Here is a 19,075-nt window from a genome sequence, read left to right on the forward strand (position 1 = left end):
AGGCGGTCGATCTCCTCGTTGATCGACATCTCCTTGTCGATGAACGTGTCCGTCTGCTCGACGTACGCCTCCGGCTGGTAGTAGTCGTAGTAGGAGACGAAGTACTCGACGGCGTTGTCCGGGAACAGCTCGCGGAACTCCTCGTACAGCTGGGCCGCGAGCGTCTTGTTGTGGGCTAAGACGAGTGTCGGCTGGTCCAGCTCCTCGGCGACCCACGAGACGGTGTTCGTCTTCCCGGACCCCGTCACGCCGAGCAGCGTCTGCTTGTCGGCGCCCGACTCGAACCCCTCGACGAGCTGCTCTATCGCCTCGGGCTGGTCGCCCGCGGGCTCGAACGGAGCGTCGACGCGGAGGGGGCGGTCGACGGTCGGGCGGTCCTCCGAGAGGGGGGAGTCGGCGTCGCTCACGATACGCGTCGTTGGGCGGCGAGACACTTGAGCGGCGCGCCCGCGGTCCGGGGAGCGCCGGCGGGAGTCACTGCCTCCGACGGTCAGTCGCCCGACGTTCTCCGTCGACGCCGGCAGTCTGCGAGCACGGCCACCGAGACGAGGAACGCGAACGCCGTTCCGGCGGCGCCGAACAGGTGGTACGGGTTCGCGAGGTCGGCTATCGGAGCGAGCATCGCCAGCGTGAACGCGGACCCCACGAGGGTGGCCAGCGCCGCTCGCGGGTCCGGATCGCAGTAGTCGGCGAGGCGGTCCGAGAGGGGGTTCATGACACCGAGAATCTGATCGCGGCGGGGTGGTAGCTCTCGTGACGCGCCCGGGTGCAGTCAGTGCCTCCCGGGCCGAACCCGTGTCGGAAACAGGCGGTCCGGGGGGTTGCAATGACTGTGCGTCCCCGTCCGGTGGCTCGCCTCGACATCGATCGGACGGGCTATCCGTCGCCGTCTCGGTGCTCGTGACCACCCGTAATATCAATTTTCGATTATATATGTAGATCAGGTATGTACGCGGCCTCACTCGGTCGAGCGGCGAACGACCGTGAGAACGAGTCGGGCGTCGTCGGTGTGATTCGCGTGTGGTCGGAGTGTAATTCCCGTGTAGTCGGATTACGTGGCCCGCGGCGGGCGGAACAGTCGAGCCGACCGTCGGTTTCGAACGCGGCCGCTCCGTCGGTCGCGCGCATCGTGCGCCGCGTGGCCGAGAGATAGATTTATTTAGAACATCCTCGACCGATCTGTTATGTCGACCGACGCCGTCTCGCTGCCGCGCACCCGTGTCGAGGTACACAACATCGGCGGTATCGACGAGGCAGCGGTGACGTTGCCTCCCGGTGTCTCGGTTCTCACCGGACGGAACGCGACGAATCGGACCTCGTTCCTCCAGGCGGTGATGGCGGGGCTCGGGAGCGAGCGAGCGTCGTTGAAAGGCGACGCCGACGAGGGGGCCGTGACGCTGGAGATCGGAGACGAGACGTACACTCGCACCCTGAAGCGAAGCGGCGGTGGAATCGCGTTCGGCGGTGACCCGTATCTCGAAGACCCGGAGCTCGCCGACCTGTTCGCGTTCCTGCTCGAGAACAACGAGGCTCGCCGCGCGGTAGCTCGCGGTGACGACCTCCGAGAGATCATCATGCGTCCGATCGACACGGAACGCATCGAGGCGGAGATCGAGGCGTGCAAGCGGGAGCGGGACGAGCTCGAAGCCGAAATCGACGAGCTCGACGAGTTGAAACAGGAGCTGCCAGAGCTGGAGACCGAGCGCAAGGAGATCGAAGCCGAGCTGTCGGCGGCCCGCGAGGAGCTCGAAGCGAAGCGGGCGGCGCTAGAGGAGCTGGACGCGGGCGTCGAGGAGAGCCGCTCGCAGAAACGGGAACTCGAGGAGGCGTTTCAGCGCGTCCGTGACGCCCGCTCCGACCTGAAGGACCTGGAGTTCGATCTGGAGACCGAGCGGTCCACCATCGAACGGCTGGAGACAGAGCGGGAGGAGCTCGAGTCGACGCTGGAGGAAACGGAGGGGACGACCGACGACGCCGACGAGCTCGCGGGTCGGATCGACGAACTCCGAGAGCGAAAGCGCTCGCTCGACCGGACCGTCAACGAGCTGGGTAGCGTCATCAGCTTCAATCAGGAGATGCTGGAAGGGGAGGCGATCGAACTCGGCGAGACCGCCGATCCGACCGAGGCGCTCCTCGACGACGGACAGGCCACGTGCTGGACCTGCGGATCGACGGTGCAGACCGATCAGATCGAGGATACGCTCGACCGCCTCCGCGACCTCCGATCGGAGAAGCTCGACGAGCGCAGCGAGGTTCGCTCCGAGATCGACGAGCTGACCGAGAGGCGGTCGTCGATCCGAGAGCGACGGTCGAAGCGCGAGCGGACGGAGCGTCGGCTCCGGGAGGTCACGTCGGACCTCGAAACCGCCAGAGATCGGGTCTCCGAGCTCGAAACGGAGATCGCCGATCAGCGGTCGACCGTCGAGGAGTACGAGTCGACGGCCGAGGAGATCGAGATCGATAACCACGACGAGGCGCTCGAACTCCACCGCGAGATCAACGAGATCGAACTCCGGATCGACCGGCTGGAGTCCCAGCTCGCGGACATCAAGGACGAGGTCGCGGAGCGTGAGGCCGCGATCGAAACGCGTGACGAGGTCGCCGCCGAGCGCGACAAGATCAGCGATCGGCTCGCGGACCTCCGAACGCGCGTCGATCGGATCGAGGAAGAGGCGGTCGACGAGTTCAACGAACACATGTCGACGGTGCTCGATATCTTGGCGTACGACAACCTCGACCGCATCTGGATCGAGCGGCGCGAGACCGACGTGCGCGAGGGGCGCCGAAAGGTGACGCGGACTCGCTTCGATCTCCACGTCGTCCGGTCGACGACGGACGGGAGCGCCTACGAAGACCGGATCGACCACCTCTCGGAGAGCGAGCGGGAGGTCACGGGACTGGTGTTCGCGCTCGCCGGCTACCTGGTCCACGACGTCGCCGAAACGGTGCCGTTCATCCTGCTCGACTCGCTCGAAGCGATAGACTCCGACCGGATCGCACGCGTCGTCGGATACTTCCGGGATCACACGGAGTACCTGATCACGGCGCTGCTACCGGAAGACGCCGCGGCGCTGTCCGACGAGTACGAGTACGTGACCGACATCAACTAGCTCGTCCGGTCGCTCCGACCTGATAATAGCACCGCCCGATGTTACAACGATATATTTGTAATGTCGCCGCGTAAAGTGCGCGTATGTCGGACTCAACCGACGGACGCCGGACGAAGGTCGCTCGGGTGATCGATGCGTACGACCTCACGGGGATGGGCAGCCGTTTGGAGGCCGCGTGGACCGGTCAGACGGGCGATCGAACCAGCTTACGAGACCTCGCGACCGAGTTCAACGAGGCCGTATTGGAGGCGGCGTTGCGTGAGGCCGGATCCGCTCCGCTGGAGTTCGAGGTGGCCGGGACGTACGAGGCGCTGTCGGAGGCGACGGACCCGGACGCGACGCGGGCGCGGCGGCGACTCGAAAGGGAAGGCGTCGACATCGACGCGTTGGAGTCGGACTTCGTCACGCACCAGGCCATCCACACGTATCTGAAACGGGATCGTGAGGCGAGCTTACCCGAAGACGAACGGGATCGAGGTGAACGGAAGATCGAATCGATCGAGAAGCTTCAGGGACGGCTCACGGCGGTCACCGAATCGGCGATCTCCTCGCTCGCCGCGGCCGAGGAGCTCGATCGGGACGATTACGACGTTCTCGTGGACGTCAGGGCGGTCTGCTCCGCGTGTGGGACCGACCGATCCGTCACCGAACTCGTTCGAGAAGGCGGGTGCGACTGTTCGCCTTAAACGGCCGTACTGAATGCAGGTGGTCGCCTTTTGACGAAAATATCTGATACTAAACTGGAATAGTAATTTCTCGAATATTTCTGAGGTCCGTGCGCGACTCTCTGATCCGCGTCGTAGCGTCTCCGACGTCCGACCGTCGCGGCTCGTTCGAGTTCGGTTTCTCGATGGCCCGAATCGACCGATAGCTCCTCGAAGTCGCCGGGGCGGAACGGCCGACGTTCAAGCGAAAACTGAAAACGTGACGAGACGTCTTTGACCCGTTCGTATCCGAACGCGATCGCCTCAGCGGCCGTTCAAACGAGATCGACGCGGAGTTCGTGAACTGAGAGATGACACCGCGGCCGTTGAGATCGATCGATAATCGGCTTCGTCTGCCTAAATAACAGCTTCGAATATTACTGTATTTTTTGATATACACCAGTAGCCAGGGAGGGCCCGTCGTTCACATTGAGGTTGTTACGGCCGGAAATCGATCGGCGTCCGAATCCCGCGCGGTCGCTAGAGCGCGATCGGTCTCAATTCCGAGGACTTGTCGCGCGCACCGCTTGGGTCGGCGAGAAAGGACGTGACCGCCGATCGGTTTTGCCGGAGCATCACAGACGCGACACCGACCGCGCGACCCCTCCCGTGGGCAGTGCGATTGCGACCCACCGAGCTCGTCGCGAGCACGACCGCGGCCTCGGGGAGGTTCGGCACGGAGACCGGACCGCTCTAAATGTACCGTATAGTATATTATGAGAAAATAATCGGCTTTCGTATGTTTCGGCGCTATCGGAGCGGAGGGTGCGGACGGGCAGGTCGGACCGTTCGCCTTCGGACGGAGCGGGCGCGTCTGAACGCTCCCCGCCCGGCGGACGAAAACGTTTCCCGCTCCCCCCGCGACGCTGTCCGTATGCGCATCGCCGTCCCCAACAAGGGCCGCCTGCACGACCCGACGCTCTCGCTGTTGGAGCGCGCGGGGCTTCACGTCGAGGAAACCGCCGATCGCCAGCTGTACGCCGACACCGTCGACCCCGACGTGACGGTGCTGTTCGCGCGGGCGGCCGACATCCCCGAGTACGTCCGCGACGGCGCGGCCGACCTCGGGATCACGGGGCTCGATCAGGCCTCGGAGTCCGGCGGCGTCGCCGACGCCGCGAGCGCGGCGGCCGACGGCGACCTCGTCGACCTGCTCGACTTGGGGTACGGCTCCTGCAAGCTCGTCCTCGCGGCGCCGGAGGACGGCGAGGTCGCGACCGTCGCGGACCTCGCCGGCGGGACGGTCGCCACCGAGTTCCCGAACGTCACGCGCGACTACCTCGACCGTGTCGGCGTCGACGCCGACGTGGTCACCGTGACGGGCGCGACAGAGCTGACCCCCCACGTCGACATGGCCGACGCCATCGTCGACATCACCTCGACGGGGACGACGCTGAAGGTGAACCGCCTCGCCATGATCGACGACGTGCTCGCGTCCTCGGTACGGCTGTTCGCGCGGCCGGACGTCGTCGACGACGCGAAGGTCGAACAGGTGCTGACCGCCTTCGAGTCGGTGCTCGCGGCCGACGGCCGACGCTACCTGATGATGAACGCCCCGACGGAGCGGCTCGACGAGGTGAAAGACGTGATCCCCGGGCTCGGCGGCCCGACGGTGATGAACGTGGAGGCCGACGAGGACGGCAACGGGATGGTGGCGGTCCACGCCGTCGTCGAGGAGCGCGACGTGTTCGCGACCATCTCGGAGCTGAAGGCCGTCGGCGCGAGCGGCATCCTGGTCACCGAGATCGAGCGGTTGGTCGAATAGCCGATATTCCGGCTCTTCAGTCGCCCTCGTAATCGATCAACGCCTCCTTCTCCGCGCGGGTGAGCGACTTGACCTCGTGCTCGCGCGACATCGCCGCCGACTTCGAGTCGAACGACTCGACGTGCCGGAGCGTCACGGGGGTCCGCCCCCGGGTGTACTTCGCGCCCTCCCCGGCGTCGTGCTCGGCGACGCGCCGCTCGATGTCGGTCGTGTAGCCGGTGTACAGCGTCCCGTCCGCGCACTCGATCACGTACACGTGGTGCGGCGAGTCCGGGCTCGGCGTCGACACGGCGACCGGTCGGCGCGGGCGCGAGGAATACCTGACGGTCTCGGCGCGGTCGGAAGCGCCGGACGCGTCGGGGGCGCGAACCCGGTCGGCCGCGGCGGTGCGACGGGATCGACCGATTCAGTCTCCGGTGCGGGCGCGCTCCCGGGAGACCTCGGCGATCCCGGCGTTCGCGGAGCAGTCCGGACAGGCGTTCAGGTCGCCGTACTCGTCCGTGAAGACGCGTGCGAAACGGTCCGAGACGTGCGACCCGCAGTGGTCACAGCGTGGCATTCGGTACCGGCGTTCACCGGCAAAGATCCGTAGGTGTTCGACGAACAAATACCCTTTCTCACCCCCACCAGATTCCGGAAAATCACGTATAAACCCCCGCCGTGAGACGGGTGTCGGCGGGCTCGCCGAGACCGGCGATCAGTCGCGCCGCGCCGCGTCGACCGCGCGGGCGATCAGCCCCGCCTGCGCGCCGGCGACGAAGCCCGCGTCGACGTTCACGGTCGTCAGGACCGAGCAGGACTGGAGCGCCCCGTGGAGCGCGGCGACGCCCTCGCCGCCGACGCCGTACCCCGTCGACACCGGGAGCGCGATCACCGGCGCCGCGACGAGTCCGGCGACGACCGTCGGGAGCGCCCCCTCGCGACCCGCGGCGACCACGACGGCGTCGGCCTCGCGGATCCGGTCGCGCTGGTCTAAGATCCGGTCGAGGTTCGCGACGCCGACGTCGTCGACGCGGTCGACGGTCGCTCCGATCTCGCGGGCGACGACCGCCGCCTCGCCCGCGATCGCCGCGTCCGCGGTGCCGGCCGCGACGACCGCGACCGTCGCGTCGAGCGCGGGCGGATCGGAGTCGACCGCGTGGACGACGACGGTCCCGGCCCGCTCGTCGTGGTCGACGGAGGGATCGGGTGACGCCGGGGCGTCGCCCCCGGCACCGAGTTCGAGGTCCGCCACGGCCGCCCGGATCGCGTCCGCGTCCTCGGCGTCGACCCGGGTGACGAGCGCCCGCCCGGTCGTTTCGACCGCGGTCGTCGCCAGCGCCGCGACCTCGGCCGGGGTCTTCCCCTCGGCGAGGATCGCCTCGGGGATCCCTCGCCGGTGCTCGCGGGCGGCGTCGAACCGACCGGCCGCGGTCGTGGCGTAGCCCGCGAGCCGCGATTCGGCCTCCGCCACGCCGATCTCGCCGGCGTCGAGCGCCTCCAGCGTGTCGCGCATGACCGTCCGTCGGAGTTGGAAGCGGTCGAACCTGTCGGTCCGGGCCGGGCGGGGAGAGGCGATTCGAGGACCGATCCGCCGGGGCCGGGGATCCGAATCCGGCTCCCGATCGGCGGCGTTCTCACAAAGTTTATAAGGAAGCGTTTCAGGAACCCCTCGCGAACGGGCCGCAGGGAGCCCCTCGCGGGCAAATTCAGGAACTCTTATTAACTGTCGACGGGTACCACCGTCTGCATGGCAGACCTTATTGTCAAAGCGGCCGTCAAGGAAGCCCTGGACGACAAGAACGTCGCTTCGGACTTCTACGACGCGCTGGACGACGAAGTGGACGAGCTGCTCGAAGACGCCGCGCGCCGCGCCGAGGCCAACGACCGGAAGACGGTCCAGCCGCGCGACCTCTAAGGCGGACGCGACTCCCGACCCCGATTTTTTGACCGCGCGTCGACCGGTGAGCGGCGCGTCCGGCGAATCGGCCGAGCGTCCCCCTCCCGCTGCGTCAGCGCGTGCACACCCGGACTCCGGACTCCGTGCCGACGTGTACCTCGTCGGCGAGGTCGACGAAGAGCCCGTGCTCGACGACGCCCGGCGTCGCCGAGAGGGTGGCCGCGAGCGCCGCCGGCTCCCCGATCTCGCCGAACGCGCAGTCGAGCACGAGGTTCCCGTTATCGGTGACGACCGGCCCGTCCTTCCGCTCGGCGCGGCGGAGGGTCGGCTCGCCGCCGGCCGCCCGCACCGCCTCGGCGACCGCGGTCCGTCCGGCGGGGAGCGCCTCGACGGGGACGGCCCGGTCGAGGACCGGCGTCTCCTTCGAAGGGTCGGCGACGACGAGGAAGCGGTCGGCCGCGGCGTCGACCAGTTTCTCGCGGGCGTGCGCCGCGCCGCCGCCCTTGATCAGGGCGCCGGCGGTCGGTTCCCCGCCGCGGCCGACCGCGACCTGGTCCGCCCCGTCGATCGCGAGGTCGACCCCGGGCGCGTCGGGCCCGACCGCCTCGTCGAGGTCGAGCAGGGGGATCCCGCGGTCGGCGGCGAGCTCGCGGGTCGCGAACGAGGTCGGAACCCCGCGCACGTCCAGCCCCGCGTCGACTCGCTCGCCGAGCCGCCGGACCGCGTGGGCCGCGGTCGAGCCCGTCCCGAGCCCGACCACCTCGCCGTCGTCGACCGCCGCCGCCGCCGACTCGCCGGCGCGTCGCTTCGCCGCGTCGCTGCCGCCGCTCGTCTTCATGGAGTCGACTGCGTGCGGAGCCGTTGAAAAGGCGTCGGGCTACTCCAGCCGGTCCAACACCGCCTCGGCGTCGTACGCGAGGGAGAGCTCGCGGGAGCGGCCGCGGCCCTCCACGTCGGCGTACTCGGCCTCGATCACGCCGAGCTGGTCGAGCTTGTTGATGATCTCGGAGTAGCGGGTGTAGCCGAGGTCGGTCTCCTCGTAGAACGCCTCGTACACCGCGCCGGCGCGCTCGCCGTCGTTCTCCGCGAGCACGCGGACGAGGGCGCGCTCGGACGCCGAGAGGCCGCGAAGCGACCGCGAGAGGTGGACGTGCTTCGACTTCTCGTACGCCGATTCCACGTCCTCCTCGGCGATCGTCTTCGAGGCGCGCATCTCCGCGTTCAGCCCGGCGCGGCGGAGCAGGTCGATCCCGACCCGGAGGTCGCCGCTCTCGGCGGTGCGGTCGGCGACGCGCTCCAGCTCGGCGTCGCCGATGACGCCGTCGTGGAAGCCGCGCTTCGCGCGCTCGAAGAGGATGTCGTAGATCTCTGTCGCGTCGTAGACGGGGAAGTACACCTCCTCGGGGCGGAACACCGACTGCACGCGGGTGTCGAGGTCGTCGATCACGTCGAGCCCCAGGTCGGAGGAGACGACGATGACGCCGATCTTCGCGCCCGAGTGCGCCTCGTGGGCGCGAAGCAGCGAGTAGAGGGTGTCGGAGGCCTCGTTCTCGTAGAAGAGGTAGTTCACGTCGTCGAGGGCGACGACGAGCACGTCGTCCTCCTCGACGAGCCGGTCGGTGATCTGGCCGAACAGCTTCTTGAACGAGATCCCGGAGGAGGGCGGCTCGTAGTCGAATATCCCCTCGAACAGCCGCGAGAACACCGCATAGCGCGTCGAGTCGACCTGGCAGTTGACGCGGACCGTCCGGACGTCGGTCCGGGCGCCGAGCTCGCCGAACAGCTTCTGGACCGCGGTGGTCTTTCCGGTGCCGGGCGGGCCGCGCACCATCGTGTTGAGCGGGCGGGAGCCGCGCACCGCGGGCCGGAGCGCGTATTTCAAGCTCTCAAGCTGGCTCTCGCGGTGGCGGAACGTCTCGGGGACGTGGTCGATCTCGAACACCGACTCGTCGCGGAACACCGACTCGTCCCACGAGAGCATGTCGCCGCCGGCGTCCCCGGTCATGTGAACACCACGACAGGCCGTCCACTTAACCGTTGCCCGCGGGGGCGGTGAAACTGAAACTCGTCGACTGCGACCCTCAACCGTCGGTTCTCGCCGACCAGGCGTTCACTCTCGGGACGGTGCGATCGCGGCGGTCTCGGACCGATCGCGCCCCGGGAGAGACCGCGGTCACGCCCGGTCGAGCACCAGCACGTGGCGGGTGAGCGACCGGTGAACACGGCGCTCGAAGGCGGCGTCGACCGTCCAGCCCGCCGCGCGCGCCGGCCCGCGCCAGTCGCGGTCGCCGACCATCACGGCGCGCGGCGCGACCCGAGCGGCCTCGGCGAGCGCGCCCGAGACGAGGTCGGCGAGTTCGTGGGTGGCGACCTTCGACTGGCGGCCGTACGGGGCGTCGAAGGCGACCCCGTCGACCGCGTCGTCCCGGAGCGGGAGGGCGGTGGCGTCGCCGCGAGCGACGTGCCAGTCGGGGGCGGAGCCGTCGGAGGCGACACCCACGAACTCCCGGAGGTTCTCGCGGGTCCCGCGGACCATCTTCCGCTGGGCGTCGCAGGCGATCGCGTCGCTCCCGACGAGCCCGGCTTCGAGCGGGAGCCCGCCGGTACCGCACATCGGGTCGAGCACGGTCCGACCGGGGGCGGCGCCCGCGAGGTTGGCGTACGCCCGGGCGTCGGCCGGCGCCATGCTCCCCGGCTGGAAGAACGGGCGGTCCGTCGGCTTCGGGGCGAAGTCGCGGGCGGCCTCGACCGCGACCCAACCCAGCGCGCAGACCGACGCGTCGCCGCCGTCGGCGCCGGGGACCGCGTCGTGAGCGGTGCGCTCGCCCGCGGCGAACAGCGCGCGCAGCACGTGGTCGGGGTCGTCGAGGTCGACGTCGAACCCGCGGTCGACGAGGACGCTCCCGAGGGCGCGCTCGGCGTCGGTCGTCGAGACGCCCGCGGTGTTCCGGACGTTCCGGGCCCGCACCGCGACCGCGCCCGAGCGGTCGAGGGGCGCCGCCTCCAGCGCGGCGACGGCGGCGTCGAGGTCGGCGTCGGTGCGCGCGATCGCCTCGTGGGCGGCCCGAGTGTAGGCCAGCCGGCGGACCGCGGCGCCGCCGTCCCCGTCGCTCGGAGCACCGCCGCCGACCTCGACGCCGCCCGCGAGACCGACGCTCCCGGCGCTCGCGACCCCGGGGGCGAGCAGCGCCACGCCGGTCGCGGCGGTCGCGGCCTCGCGGGCGGCGAACGCGTCCGTCTCCCCGGCGAGTTCGAGCCAGTACACGCCCCGGAATCGGGGAGCCGCTCGCAAGAGGATAGCGGTTCCGACCACGCACCTTTTTAAGCGATTCAACCGATCGTGTTGGTAGTAATGGCCGATCCGAAGGAGACGATCACGATCGAGAACGTCGTTGCCTCCACGGGGATCGGGCAGGAGCTCGATCTCCAGAGCGTCGCGATGGATCTGGAGGGCGCCGACTACGACCCCGAGCAGTTCCCCGGGCTCGTCTACCGCACCACAGAGCCCAAATCGGCCGCGCTGATCTTCCGGTCCGGGAAGATCGTGTGCACCGGAGCGAACTCGATCGACGCCGTCCACGAGAGCCTCGCCATCGTGTTCGACGAGCTCCGCGCGCTCGACATCCCGGTCGGAGATCCGGAGATCACGGTCCAGAACATCGTCACGTCCGCCGACCTCGGCGAGAGCCTCAACCTCAACGCCATCGCGATCGGGCTCGGGCTCGAACACATCGAGTACGAGCCGGAGCAGTTCCCCGGGCTCGTCTACCGGCTCGACGAGCCGGACGTCGTGGCGCTGCTGTTCGGCAGCGGAAAGCTCGTCGTCACGGGCGGGACGAGCCCGGACGACGCGGCGGCCGCCGTCGACGTGATCGTCGAGGAGCTGGACGGCCTCGGGCTGCTCGCCTGACGGCGGTCTCGCGCGAGTCGATCCCGCGACCACTTTTACCCGCCGTCCCGTAGCCGGGGTATGCTCCTACAGACGGTGACGCCCATCACGGTGCTGGGGACCACCCTCCTGTTCGCGCTGTTCCTCTCCGTGACCGCACACCTCGCCGCCCGGAACGTCCTCGGCGACGTCGACCCGCGTCGCGCGCTCTACGTCGGCCCGCTCCCGGCGGTGATCGGCGTCGTCGGCGGGGCGTTCGCCGTCTCGGAGGCGCTGCTCCTCCCCGCGGCGCTGCTCGTCGACGGCGTGATGTTCACGTGGAGCTACGACCAGCCCCGCCGGGTCGTCGCTGTGATGACCGTGATTCACGCCGTGATCACGACGCTGCTCACCATTGTGCTGTTCGGCGTCACGGCGCTGCTGGCGACGATGCCGGGGTAGAACTCAGGGCTCCGGCGGCGCCCCGTCGTACGCGTCGTGGTCGCCGTAGAAGTTCAGCATCGCGAACTTCAGCTTCTCCGGATCGACGTCGAGCAGCTCGTCGCGCTCCTCCGCCGGGAACGCGCCCCGGACCGAGTACTTCCCCATGTCGGCGGTCGTGTACCGGCGGTCGGCGAGGATCCGGACGCCGAAGTCGTCCGGGCCGCGGACGACGCGCCCGATCGCCTGCCGGGTCTTGCGGATCGTCGGGATCTCGACCGCGTACGCCCAGCCGGGGTCTCGGGCGCGGTCGCGGTCGGCGAACGCCCGGTCGTACGCGTCCTGGACGGCCTCCGTCCGGTCGGAGAGGTGCGGGTAGGGGACGCCGACGACCACCACCGTCCGGGCGTCGTCGGCGTCGAAGCTCACGCCCTCGGCGAGCGTGCCCCACAGCGAGGTGAACAGCGCGGCGTCGTCGCTCTCGACGAACGTCTGACGCAGTTCCTCCTCGTCCTCGCCGGGACCGTCGAGGTAGAGGGAGCCGAGGTCGGCGCCCGCGAGGCCGTCGCCGGCGCCGACATCGGTCCCGCCCGTGTCGGTGCCGGCCCCCGCCGAGCCGCCGAGCCGCTCGTAGTAGCGCTCGGCCTCGGCGTAGGAGGGGAAGAAGGCGAGCGTGTTGCCCGGGGTGAATCGGATCGCGTCGCGCAGCACCGACGACACCGTCTCCTGCGTTTCCGGATCGTTGCGCTCGGAGGCGAACAGCGGCGGCGTGTCGACCGCGAACGTTCGCCGGTTCTCCTCCGGATAGCCCATCTCGTACGCGAGCGACGCGGCGTTCTCCAGCCCGAGCACGTCCTCCGTGACGTCGAAGGGGCGGAGCGTGGCGCTCATCAGCACCGAGGCGGCGACCTCGCCGAACAGCTCCTCGGTCACCTGGCGCGGGATACAGGTGTACAGCTCCGCGCGGCCGTACACCTCGTCGGTGGCGCCGTCGCGGCGCACGGAGACGACCGGGTACTGGCCGAGTTCGGTCCCCTCGTCCATCCACGTCGAGACGAACCGGGCGACCTGCAGGGTCTGACACTCGGTCCGGGTCGTCGTCTCGCCGTCGCGGTAGCGGCGCTCGTACTCCTCGTCTAACGCCTGTCCCAGCTGGACGGCGAGTTCGGTCTCCGTGTCGATCCCCTTCCCCTCGTAGCTGCGGAGGAACGCGAGCGTGAGGTCGTCGCGCCGGTCGTCGTTGGCGACGGAGAGATCCTCCCAGCTCTCGCCGACCGACTCGCGCCCGCCGAAGCCGAGCGCGTCGTCGTACGTCTCGACTAAGGCGTCGCGGAACGCGCCGACGACGTTCTCGGCGGCCTCGGCGCGGGAGTCGTCGCTGTCGGCGAGTTCTTCGAGGGCGGCGTCGAGCGTGGTCTCCGTGAGGGTGCGGGTGGCGTGGTCGCGGGCGGCGTCCTCGACGTTGTGGGCCTCGTCGAAGACCGTGATTATCTCCGAGGGGTCGCGGTCGATCCACCGGAAGAACTGCTCGCGGATGTTCGGGTCGAGAAGGTGGTGGTAGTTACAGACGACGAGGTCGACCCCCTCCATCCCCTCCTTGAGCAGCTCGTAGCCGCAGAGCTCTCGCTCGTCCGCGTACGCGTACACGTCCTCGGGGGTGCGGACGTCCTCGAACAGCCACCCGAAGAACTCCTCGGTGTCCTCGACGAGGTTGTTCCGGTAGTGGGCGCAGACGTTCGCGGTCTCGTACTCGTCGATCTCCGCCTCCAGCTCGTCGAGCTCGTCCATGATCGCCTCGCGGGCCTCCGCGGCGCCCGCGTCGCCCTCGCGGCTCTCGGCCAGCAGCTCGCGCTGGCGCGACTCCAGCTCGCGGACCTCGCTCTCCGTCTCGACCATCTCGCGGGTGGTGTCCCGGAGGGTCTGGCACTCCTGGTAGTCGACGTCGATATGGCACATCGACGACTTTCCCTTGAAGACGACCGCGCGGATGGGCTCCTCGCGGGTGATCGCGCGGGCGTCCTCGACGAACTGCCGCATCTGCTGGTGGACGTTGGTCGTGATCACGACCGTCCGGTCGTGCTCGCGAGCGTGCTCTAGGGCGGGCACGAGCGCGGAGAGGGTCTTCCCCGTCCCGGGCGCCCCCTCGAACAGCACGTCCTGTCCCCGGTCCAGCGCGTTGGCGATCCTGTCCATCGCCTCGCGCTGGTTCGGATACGGCTCCTCGTACGGGAAGAACCGCAGATGCGGCGGCTCTGACACGGACCGGAGTTCGTCGCCACCGGCTAAAAGGGGTGGGGTGCCGCGGCGAAAGTGGTCCGGCGGCGCCGCGAGACGGAGAGCGCCGAACAGACTCGGTACAGCGGCGTCATATACGTTCGGGGAACGTGCGTCGCGGACGCACGTAACCAGCATATATTACCGGTTTTCGCGCCACCGCCGAAGCGTCATGGCGACCGAAACCGCGACAGCGACGAGCGACGTATTGACCGGAACGGGCGACTGGAAGGCGGGCGTCGGCGGCGGGCTCGCCGGGAGCGCCGTCTTCGGACTCCTGATGACGTACGTGATCCCCGCCCCGCTGCTGGAGGTGGTGATCCCGTCGATGTACGGGCTCGCGCCGCCGGCGGCGCCGTTCGTCGGCTGGGTGATCCACATGGCCCACGGCGCGGTCCTCGGCGTCGGCTTCGCCGCGCTTGTCGGACTGAAACCCTCGATCGGGGAGAGCGCCGGGAACTCCCTCGGCGCCGGCGCGGCCTACGGACTTGTCGTCTGGGTCGGCCTCGCCGTGATCGTGATGCCGCTCTGGCTCTCCGCGGTCGGCTCCCCCGCGAACCCGCCGCTTCCCAACGTCAGCGCGATGAGCGCGATCGGTCACCTCGCGTACGGGGCCGTGCTCGGCGGGGCGTACGCGAGCATCGCCAACTGATCGGCGTCGCGGGCGCCCCGGCGGGCGCGACGCCGCGTCGTTCGGACGCACCCTGATTTATACCGACGCGCCGTCACCGGCCGTAGTAACGAATGTTCGACGAGATCCTCGAGAAGTTCGAGGGGTCACCGAGCCAGCAGGCCGTCATCCGGCTGTTCTTAGAGCGCGGCTTCTCCGTCAACGAGGAGGGACGCGTCGTCTCCGGCGGGATCGAGATCCCGTACACGGGGATCGCGCGCGAACTCGACGTCGACCGGCGGGTGGTCGACTCGACGACGGACGCGATCCTGGACGACCCCGAGCTGAAGCGCATCTTCACCAACATCTCGTCGGTGCCGAGCCTGATGGACCTGGCGCCGGTCCTCGACCTCACCGTCCTCACGATCGAGGTCGCCGCCGCCGACGAGGCCGGGATCGTCGCCGAGGTGACCGGCGTCCTCGCCGACCACGGCGTCTCGATCCGGCAGGTGCTGAGCGAGGACCCAGAGTTCACCGACGACCCGAAGCTGTACGTGATCACCGACGCGGAGCTTCCCGGCGAACTGCTCGTCGAGATCCGCGAGCTCGGCTACGTCCGCCGCGTGGGGTTCTGACCGCGCGGCCGGCGCGAGCCGCGTCGGCGACGCCGACCGACCAGTTTCGCCCGCGGGGCGACGGCCCGTTCTCGTGCGGACTCTTACGGAGGATGCGGACGCACCGCCGAGCGGGTCGCCGGCGCAGCTTTCACTTTCACCCGGGTGTAAACCAGTCTTTATACCGGATGGCGAACAAGGGTGGTGTACATGCCTGAAGACGAACTCGAGGATCTCCCCGGAGTCGGCCCAGCGACCGCGGACAAGCTCGTCGAGAACGGGTTCGAGAGCTACCAGTCGATCGCCGTCGCCAGTCCCGGCGAGATGTCGAACACCGCGGACATCGGCGAGTCGTCCGCCAGCGACATCATCAACGCCGCCCGCGAGGCCGCCGACGTCGGCGGCTTCGAGACGGGCGCGACCGTGCTCGAACGCCGCGAGGAGATCGGGAAACTCTCCTGGCAGATCGACGAGGTCGACGACCTGCTCGGCGGCGGGATCGAGACGCAGTCGATCACCGAGGTGTACGGCGAGTTCGGGTCCGGGAAGTCGCAGGTGACCCACCAGATGGCCGTCAACGTCCAGCTCCCTCCGGAGCACGGCGGCCTCGACGGCGGGTGTATCTTCGTCGACTCCGAGGACACGTTCCGCCCGGAGCGGATCGACGACATGGTCCGCGGGCTCGACGACGACATCCTCGCCGACGAGATGGAGCGCCGCGAGATCGAGGGCACCCCGAGCGACGAGGCGGCGATGGAGGAGCTGATCGAGGCGTTCTTAGACCAGATCCACGTCGCGAAGGCGTTCAACTCCAACCACCAGATCCTGCTCGCGGAGAAGGCCAAGGAGCTCGCCGGCGAGCACGAGGAGAGCGAGTGGCCCATCCGGATCGTCTGCGTGGACTCGCTGACGGCCCACTTCCGTGCCGAGTACGTCGGTCGGGGCGAGCTCGCCGACCGCCAGCAGAAGCTGAACAAGCACCTCCACGACCTGATGCGAATCGGCGACCTGTTCAACACCGCCATCCTCGTCACCAACCAGGTCGCGTCGAACCCCGACTCCTACTTCGGCGACCCGACGCAGGCGATCGGCGGCAATATCCTCGGTCACGCCTCCACGTTCCGCATGTACCTCCGCAAGTCGAAGGGTAACAAGCGGATCGTCCGGCTCGTCGACGCGCCGAACCTCGCCGACGGCGAGGCCGTGATGCGCGTGCAGGGCGAGGGGCTGAAACCGGAGTAGCCGAACCGTACCTTCGATCCGCCCGTCAGGTACCGATCGGAACCCGAACGGACGGCGCGACGTCAGAGCGGAAACCGGAGCGCGAATCCGGTTGACGAACGTAAACTTTCTCTCGGACCCACCGAAACGCCCGAAATCAGTCGCTTAAGCCCATAGCGCAGGTATTACCGGAAAACACCTCGGCAAAAATCGCCAGTAGCAACCGCGCCCGGGGCCACGGACCCGGAGATCGACCGATTCGACGCTTAGTGACAGTAAATCTACAAAACATTCGTCAGATTCGATCGCAAGGATTGCGGAAAGTCCATCGAGAATACACCCTTATACACAATGTATCTGTCCTTATATCTGACAGACACAGTATTATCAACAAGATTTTTTGTGAAACTCAAGTCAAACGTTTATATATTCCCATTACTCCTTGTCGAAACGTGATTCAACACATGAACACGGACGAAACGCGCTGTTCGAAGGACGTATGTTTAGTTGAGGTGGTCGGAGCGTGACGGCCGGCGTACTCGCGACGGTCGACCCGAGCACGTTCGCGTCCGCGATGAACGGGACGTGGATCCTGATGGTGACGTTCCTTATCTTCTTCATGCACGCGGGCTTCGCCATGCTCGAAGCCGGGCAGGTCCGCTCGAAGAACGTCGCCAACCAGCTGACGAAGAACCTCCTGACGTGGAGCGTCGGGGTGACGGTGTTCTTCCTGATCGGCACGGCGTTCACCAGCGTCATGAGCGGCTCCGGCGGGCCCGTCTCGGCCGCCGGGACGCTGTTCTCCGGCGGCGAACTCGCCGTCGACGCCGGCGCGGTCGGCCCGTACGTCAACTGGCTCTACGGCGCGGTGTTCGCCATGACGGCTGCGACCATCGTGTCGGGCGCGGTCGCCGGCCGCGCGAAGCTCCGCGCGTACGTGACCTACACGTTCCTGCTCGCCGCCGTGATCTACCCGATGGTCATCGCGTTCACCTGGTCGGCCTCGGGCGACGGGCTCGTCGCGCAGCTGACCGGGACCGCGTTCCACGACTTCGCCGGCGGCATGATCGTCCACGGGATGGGCGGGATCGCGGGCCTCACGGCCGCGGCCGTTCTCGGACCGCGGATGGACCGCTACGCCGAGGACGGCTCGACGAACGTCATCCCCGGCCACTCCCTCACGTTCGCCGTCCTCGGAACGCTCATCCTCGCGTTCGGCTGGTACGGCTTCAACGTCGGGACGGCCTCCGTGGTCAGCGGCGGCGTGTTCAACACGCTGACGCTCAACCTCGTCGCGATGGGGACCACCATCGCGATGGCGGCCGGCGGGATCGGCGCCGGGCTCGTCGTGTGGCTCCGCACCGGCAAGGTCGATACGCTGTACGTCGCTAACGGCCTGCTGGCCGGGCTCGTCGGCATCACCGCCATCCCCGACACCACGGCGTGGTGGGGCGCGCTGGTCGTCGGCCTGCTGGCCGGCGGACAGCTCCCGCTCGTCTTCGAGTTCGTCTCGGACACGCTCAAGATCGACGACGTCTGCGCGGTGTTCCCGGTCCACGGCAGCGCGGGCGTGCTCGGGACGCTGCTGTTCCCGTTCGTCGCCGCACCCGGCGAGCTGAGCGCCGGTGTCGGCGCCCACTTCATCGCCCAGCTGACCGGCGTCGTCATCATCGGCGGCTGGACGCTCACCGCGACCGCGGTCGTCTGGTACGTCCTCAAGCTGTCCGGCGAGGCCCGCGTCACGCCCGAACACGAACAGGAGGGCCTCGACATCTCCGAGCACGGCGTCGAGACCTACCCCGAGTTCGGCGGCGACCGCGTCGCGACCGACGGCGGTCCGGCCGTGGTCGACACCACCGACGACTCCCCGCGCGCCGACGGCGGCGAGGAGGCGGGCTCGCAGATCAAGATGGTCACCGCGGTCGTCCGCCCCGACAAGCTCGGGGACATCAAGCAGGCGCTCGCCGAGGTCAACGCCCCCTCGCTCACCGTGACGAACGTCTCCGGTCGCGGCTCACAGCCCGCGAAGAAAGGCCAGTGGCGCGGCGAGGAGTTCACGGTCGACCTCCACCAGAAGGTGAAGGTGGAGGTCGTCGTCGCCGACATCCCGGCCGACGAGGTCGCGGAGGCGATCGCCGACGCCGCCAAGACCGGCGAGCCCGGCGACGGCAAGGTGTTCGTCATGCCGGTCGAGGACGCGCTACAGGTCCGCACCGGCACGACCGGGCCGGAGGCGGTGTAAGCCGGCACCGCGCTGACGCCCCGGCGGAAACGGATCGATCGGTCGACTTCGGCTCGCCTTTTTCAGTGACTCCCTGCCGCTGAGGCGCGGCGCCAGGCACCGTCGATATCGGCATCGGACCGCCGGTCTCGTCGCGCGGTCGGCAACTACTTTCATCCCGCCGTCCAAACCAATCGGTATGAACCACGAGCGCTCCCGCGGGCTGTACGACCGCGCGCTGTCGGTGATGCCGGGCGGGGTCAACTCCTCGGTCCGGGCGACGATGCCGCACCCGTTCTTCGTCGAGCGCGGCGACGGCGGCCACGTGATCGACGCCGACGGCAACCGGTACGTCGACTGGGTGATGG

19 protein-coding genes and 1 pseudogene are annotated in these 19,075 nt (G+C 68.6%); 11 read left to right on the forward strand and 9 right to left on the reverse strand.

Annotated features, from left to right (window positions below; translation table 11 throughout):
• Together SD626R_RS15425 and SD626R_RS15430 are read right to left on the reverse strand one after the other, a co-directional pair.
• On the reverse strand, positions 1-407 hold a 407-nt coding region (locus SD626R_RS15425; protein WP_176697341.1), incomplete at its 3' end, for a DEAD/DEAH box helicase family protein.
• Positions 408-490: 83 nt separating this feature from the next.
• On the reverse strand, positions 491-715 hold the full coding sequence (locus SD626R_RS15430) for a hypothetical protein (RefSeq protein ID WP_092567200.1): 225 nt from the start codon (positions 713-715) through the stop codon (positions 491-493).
• A gap of 469 nt (positions 716-1,184) precedes the next feature.
• Between SD626R_RS15430 and SD626R_RS15435 the strand changes: the two genes are divergently transcribed.
• From SD626R_RS15435 to hisG, 3 genes are all read left to right on the forward strand, one after another.
• Positions 1,185-3,110, forward strand: coding sequence for an archaea-specific SMC-related protein (locus tag SD626R_RS15435; protein ID WP_092567201.1), 1,926 nt, complete (start codon positions 1,185-1,187; stop codon positions 3,108-3,110).
• Positions 3,111-3,193: 83 nt separating this feature from the next.
• Complete coding sequence (gene rdfA / locus SD626R_RS15440) at positions 3,194-3,796, forward strand: rod-determining factor RdfA (protein ID WP_092567202.1); 603 nt, start codon at positions 3,194-3,196, stop codon at positions 3,794-3,796.
• Between the two features lie 892 nt (positions 3,797-4,688).
• Positions 4,689-5,579: an ATP phosphoribosyltransferase gene (hisG, locus tag SD626R_RS15445; RefSeq protein ID WP_092567203.1), complete on the forward strand. Its 891-nt coding sequence runs from the start codon at positions 4,689-4,691 to the stop codon at positions 5,577-5,579.
• A gap of 16 nt (positions 5,580-5,595) precedes the next feature.
• Here hisG and SD626R_RS15450 read toward each other — a convergent pair whose 3' ends face one another.
• The 3 genes from SD626R_RS15450 to larB form a co-directional block, all read right to left on the reverse strand.
• Complete coding sequence (locus SD626R_RS15450) at positions 5,596-5,868, reverse strand: GIY-YIG nuclease family protein (protein WP_092567204.1); 273 nt, start codon at positions 5,866-5,868, stop codon at positions 5,596-5,598.
• Between the two features lie 117 nt (positions 5,869-5,985).
• Positions 5,986-6,138: a DUF7563 family protein gene (locus tag SD626R_RS16960; RefSeq protein ID WP_176329378.1), complete on the reverse strand. Its 153-nt coding sequence runs from the start codon at positions 6,136-6,138 to the stop codon at positions 5,986-5,988.
• A 138-nt stretch (positions 6,139-6,276) separates the two neighbouring features.
• Positions 6,277-7,074, reverse strand: a complete 798-nt coding sequence (gene larB / locus SD626R_RS15455; protein ID WP_092567205.1) for a nickel pincer cofactor biosynthesis protein LarB — start codon at positions 7,072-7,074, stop codon at positions 6,277-6,279.
• A 234-nt stretch (positions 7,075-7,308) separates the two neighbouring features.
• On the opposite strand from larB, the gene SD626R_RS15460 reads away from it, so the two are divergent.
• Entirely contained in the window at positions 7,309-7,476 is a 168-nt protein-coding gene (locus tag SD626R_RS15460) for a DUF1931 family protein (protein ID WP_004047560.1), read from the forward strand.
• A 94-nt stretch (positions 7,477-7,570) separates the two neighbouring features.
• Here the strand turns inward: SD626R_RS15460 and rpiA are convergent, their stop codons facing one another.
• From rpiA to SD626R_RS15475, 3 genes are all read right to left on the reverse strand, one after another.
• The gene (gene rpiA, locus SD626R_RS15465) at positions 7,571-8,296 is read right to left on the reverse strand and encodes a ribose-5-phosphate isomerase RpiA (RefSeq protein ID WP_092567206.1); all 726 of its coding nucleotides are present in this window, start codon (positions 8,294-8,296) and stop codon (positions 7,571-7,573) included.
• A 39-nt stretch (positions 8,297-8,335) separates the two neighbouring features.
• Positions 8,336-9,463 carry an ORC1-type DNA replication protein gene (locus SD626R_RS15470; RefSeq protein ID WP_092567207.1) on the reverse strand — a complete coding sequence of 376 codons (1,128 nt, stop codon included), beginning with the start codon at positions 9,461-9,463 and terminating at the stop codon, positions 8,336-8,338.
• A 168-nt stretch (positions 9,464-9,631) separates the two neighbouring features.
• On the reverse strand, positions 9,632-10,723 hold the full coding sequence (locus SD626R_RS15475) for a THUMP domain-containing protein (protein WP_092567208.1): 1,092 nt from the start codon (positions 10,721-10,723) through the stop codon (positions 9,632-9,634).
• Between the two features lie 87 nt (positions 10,724-10,810).
• On the opposite strand from SD626R_RS15475, the gene SD626R_RS15480 reads away from it, so the two are divergent.
• Together SD626R_RS15480 and SD626R_RS15485 are read left to right on the forward strand one after the other, a co-directional pair.
• Positions 10,811-11,368, forward strand: a complete 558-nt coding sequence (locus SD626R_RS15480; RefSeq protein WP_092567209.1) for a TATA-box-binding protein — start codon at positions 10,811-10,813, stop codon at positions 11,366-11,368.
• A 60-nt stretch (positions 11,369-11,428) separates the two neighbouring features.
• The gene (locus tag SD626R_RS15485) at positions 11,429-11,788 is read left to right on the forward strand and encodes a DUF7473 family protein (protein WP_092567210.1); all 360 of its coding nucleotides are present in this window, start codon (positions 11,429-11,431) and stop codon (positions 11,786-11,788) included.
• 3 nt (positions 11,789-11,791) lie between these two features.
• On the opposite strand, the gene SD626R_RS15490 is transcribed toward SD626R_RS15485, so the two are convergent.
• Positions 11,792-14,026, reverse strand: coding sequence for an ATP-dependent DNA helicase (locus tag SD626R_RS15490; RefSeq protein WP_092567211.1), 2,235 nt, complete (start codon positions 14,024-14,026; stop codon positions 11,792-11,794).
• A gap of 187 nt (positions 14,027-14,213) precedes the next feature.
• On the opposite strand from SD626R_RS15490, the gene SD626R_RS15495 reads away from it, so the two are divergent.
• The 5 genes and pseudogenes from SD626R_RS15495 to SD626R_RS16615 form a co-directional block, all read left to right on the forward strand.
• Positions 14,214-14,693: a DUF6789 family protein gene (locus SD626R_RS15495; RefSeq protein WP_092567212.1), complete on the forward strand. Its 480-nt coding sequence runs from the start codon at positions 14,214-14,216 to the stop codon at positions 14,691-14,693.
• Positions 14,694-14,785: 92 nt separating this feature from the next.
• Positions 14,786-15,286 (forward strand): TrpY family transcription regulator, encoded by a 501-nt coding sequence (locus SD626R_RS15500; protein ID WP_092567213.1) that lies wholly within the window; start codon positions 14,786-14,788, stop codon positions 15,284-15,286.
• A gap of 189 nt (positions 15,287-15,475) precedes the next feature.
• Positions 15,476-16,507, forward strand: coding sequence for a DNA repair and recombination protein RadA (radA, locus tag SD626R_RS15505; RefSeq protein WP_092567214.1), 1,032 nt, complete (start codon positions 15,476-15,478; stop codon positions 16,505-16,507).
• A 502-nt stretch (positions 16,508-17,009) separates the two neighbouring features.
• Positions 17,010-18,728 (forward strand): ammonium transporter, encoded by a 1,719-nt coding sequence (locus SD626R_RS15510; protein ID WP_092567215.1) that lies wholly within the window; start codon positions 17,010-17,012, stop codon positions 18,726-18,728.
• A 178-nt stretch (positions 18,729-18,906) separates the two neighbouring features.
• Positions 18,907-19,075, forward strand: a pseudogene (locus SD626R_RS16615) (glutamate-1-semialdehyde 2,1-aminomutase); the annotation flags it as partial.

This window comes from Halorubrum sp. SD626R (assembly GCF_001261915.1).
GTDB lineage: Archaea > Halobacteriota > Halobacteria > Halobacteriales > Haloferacaceae > Halorubrum.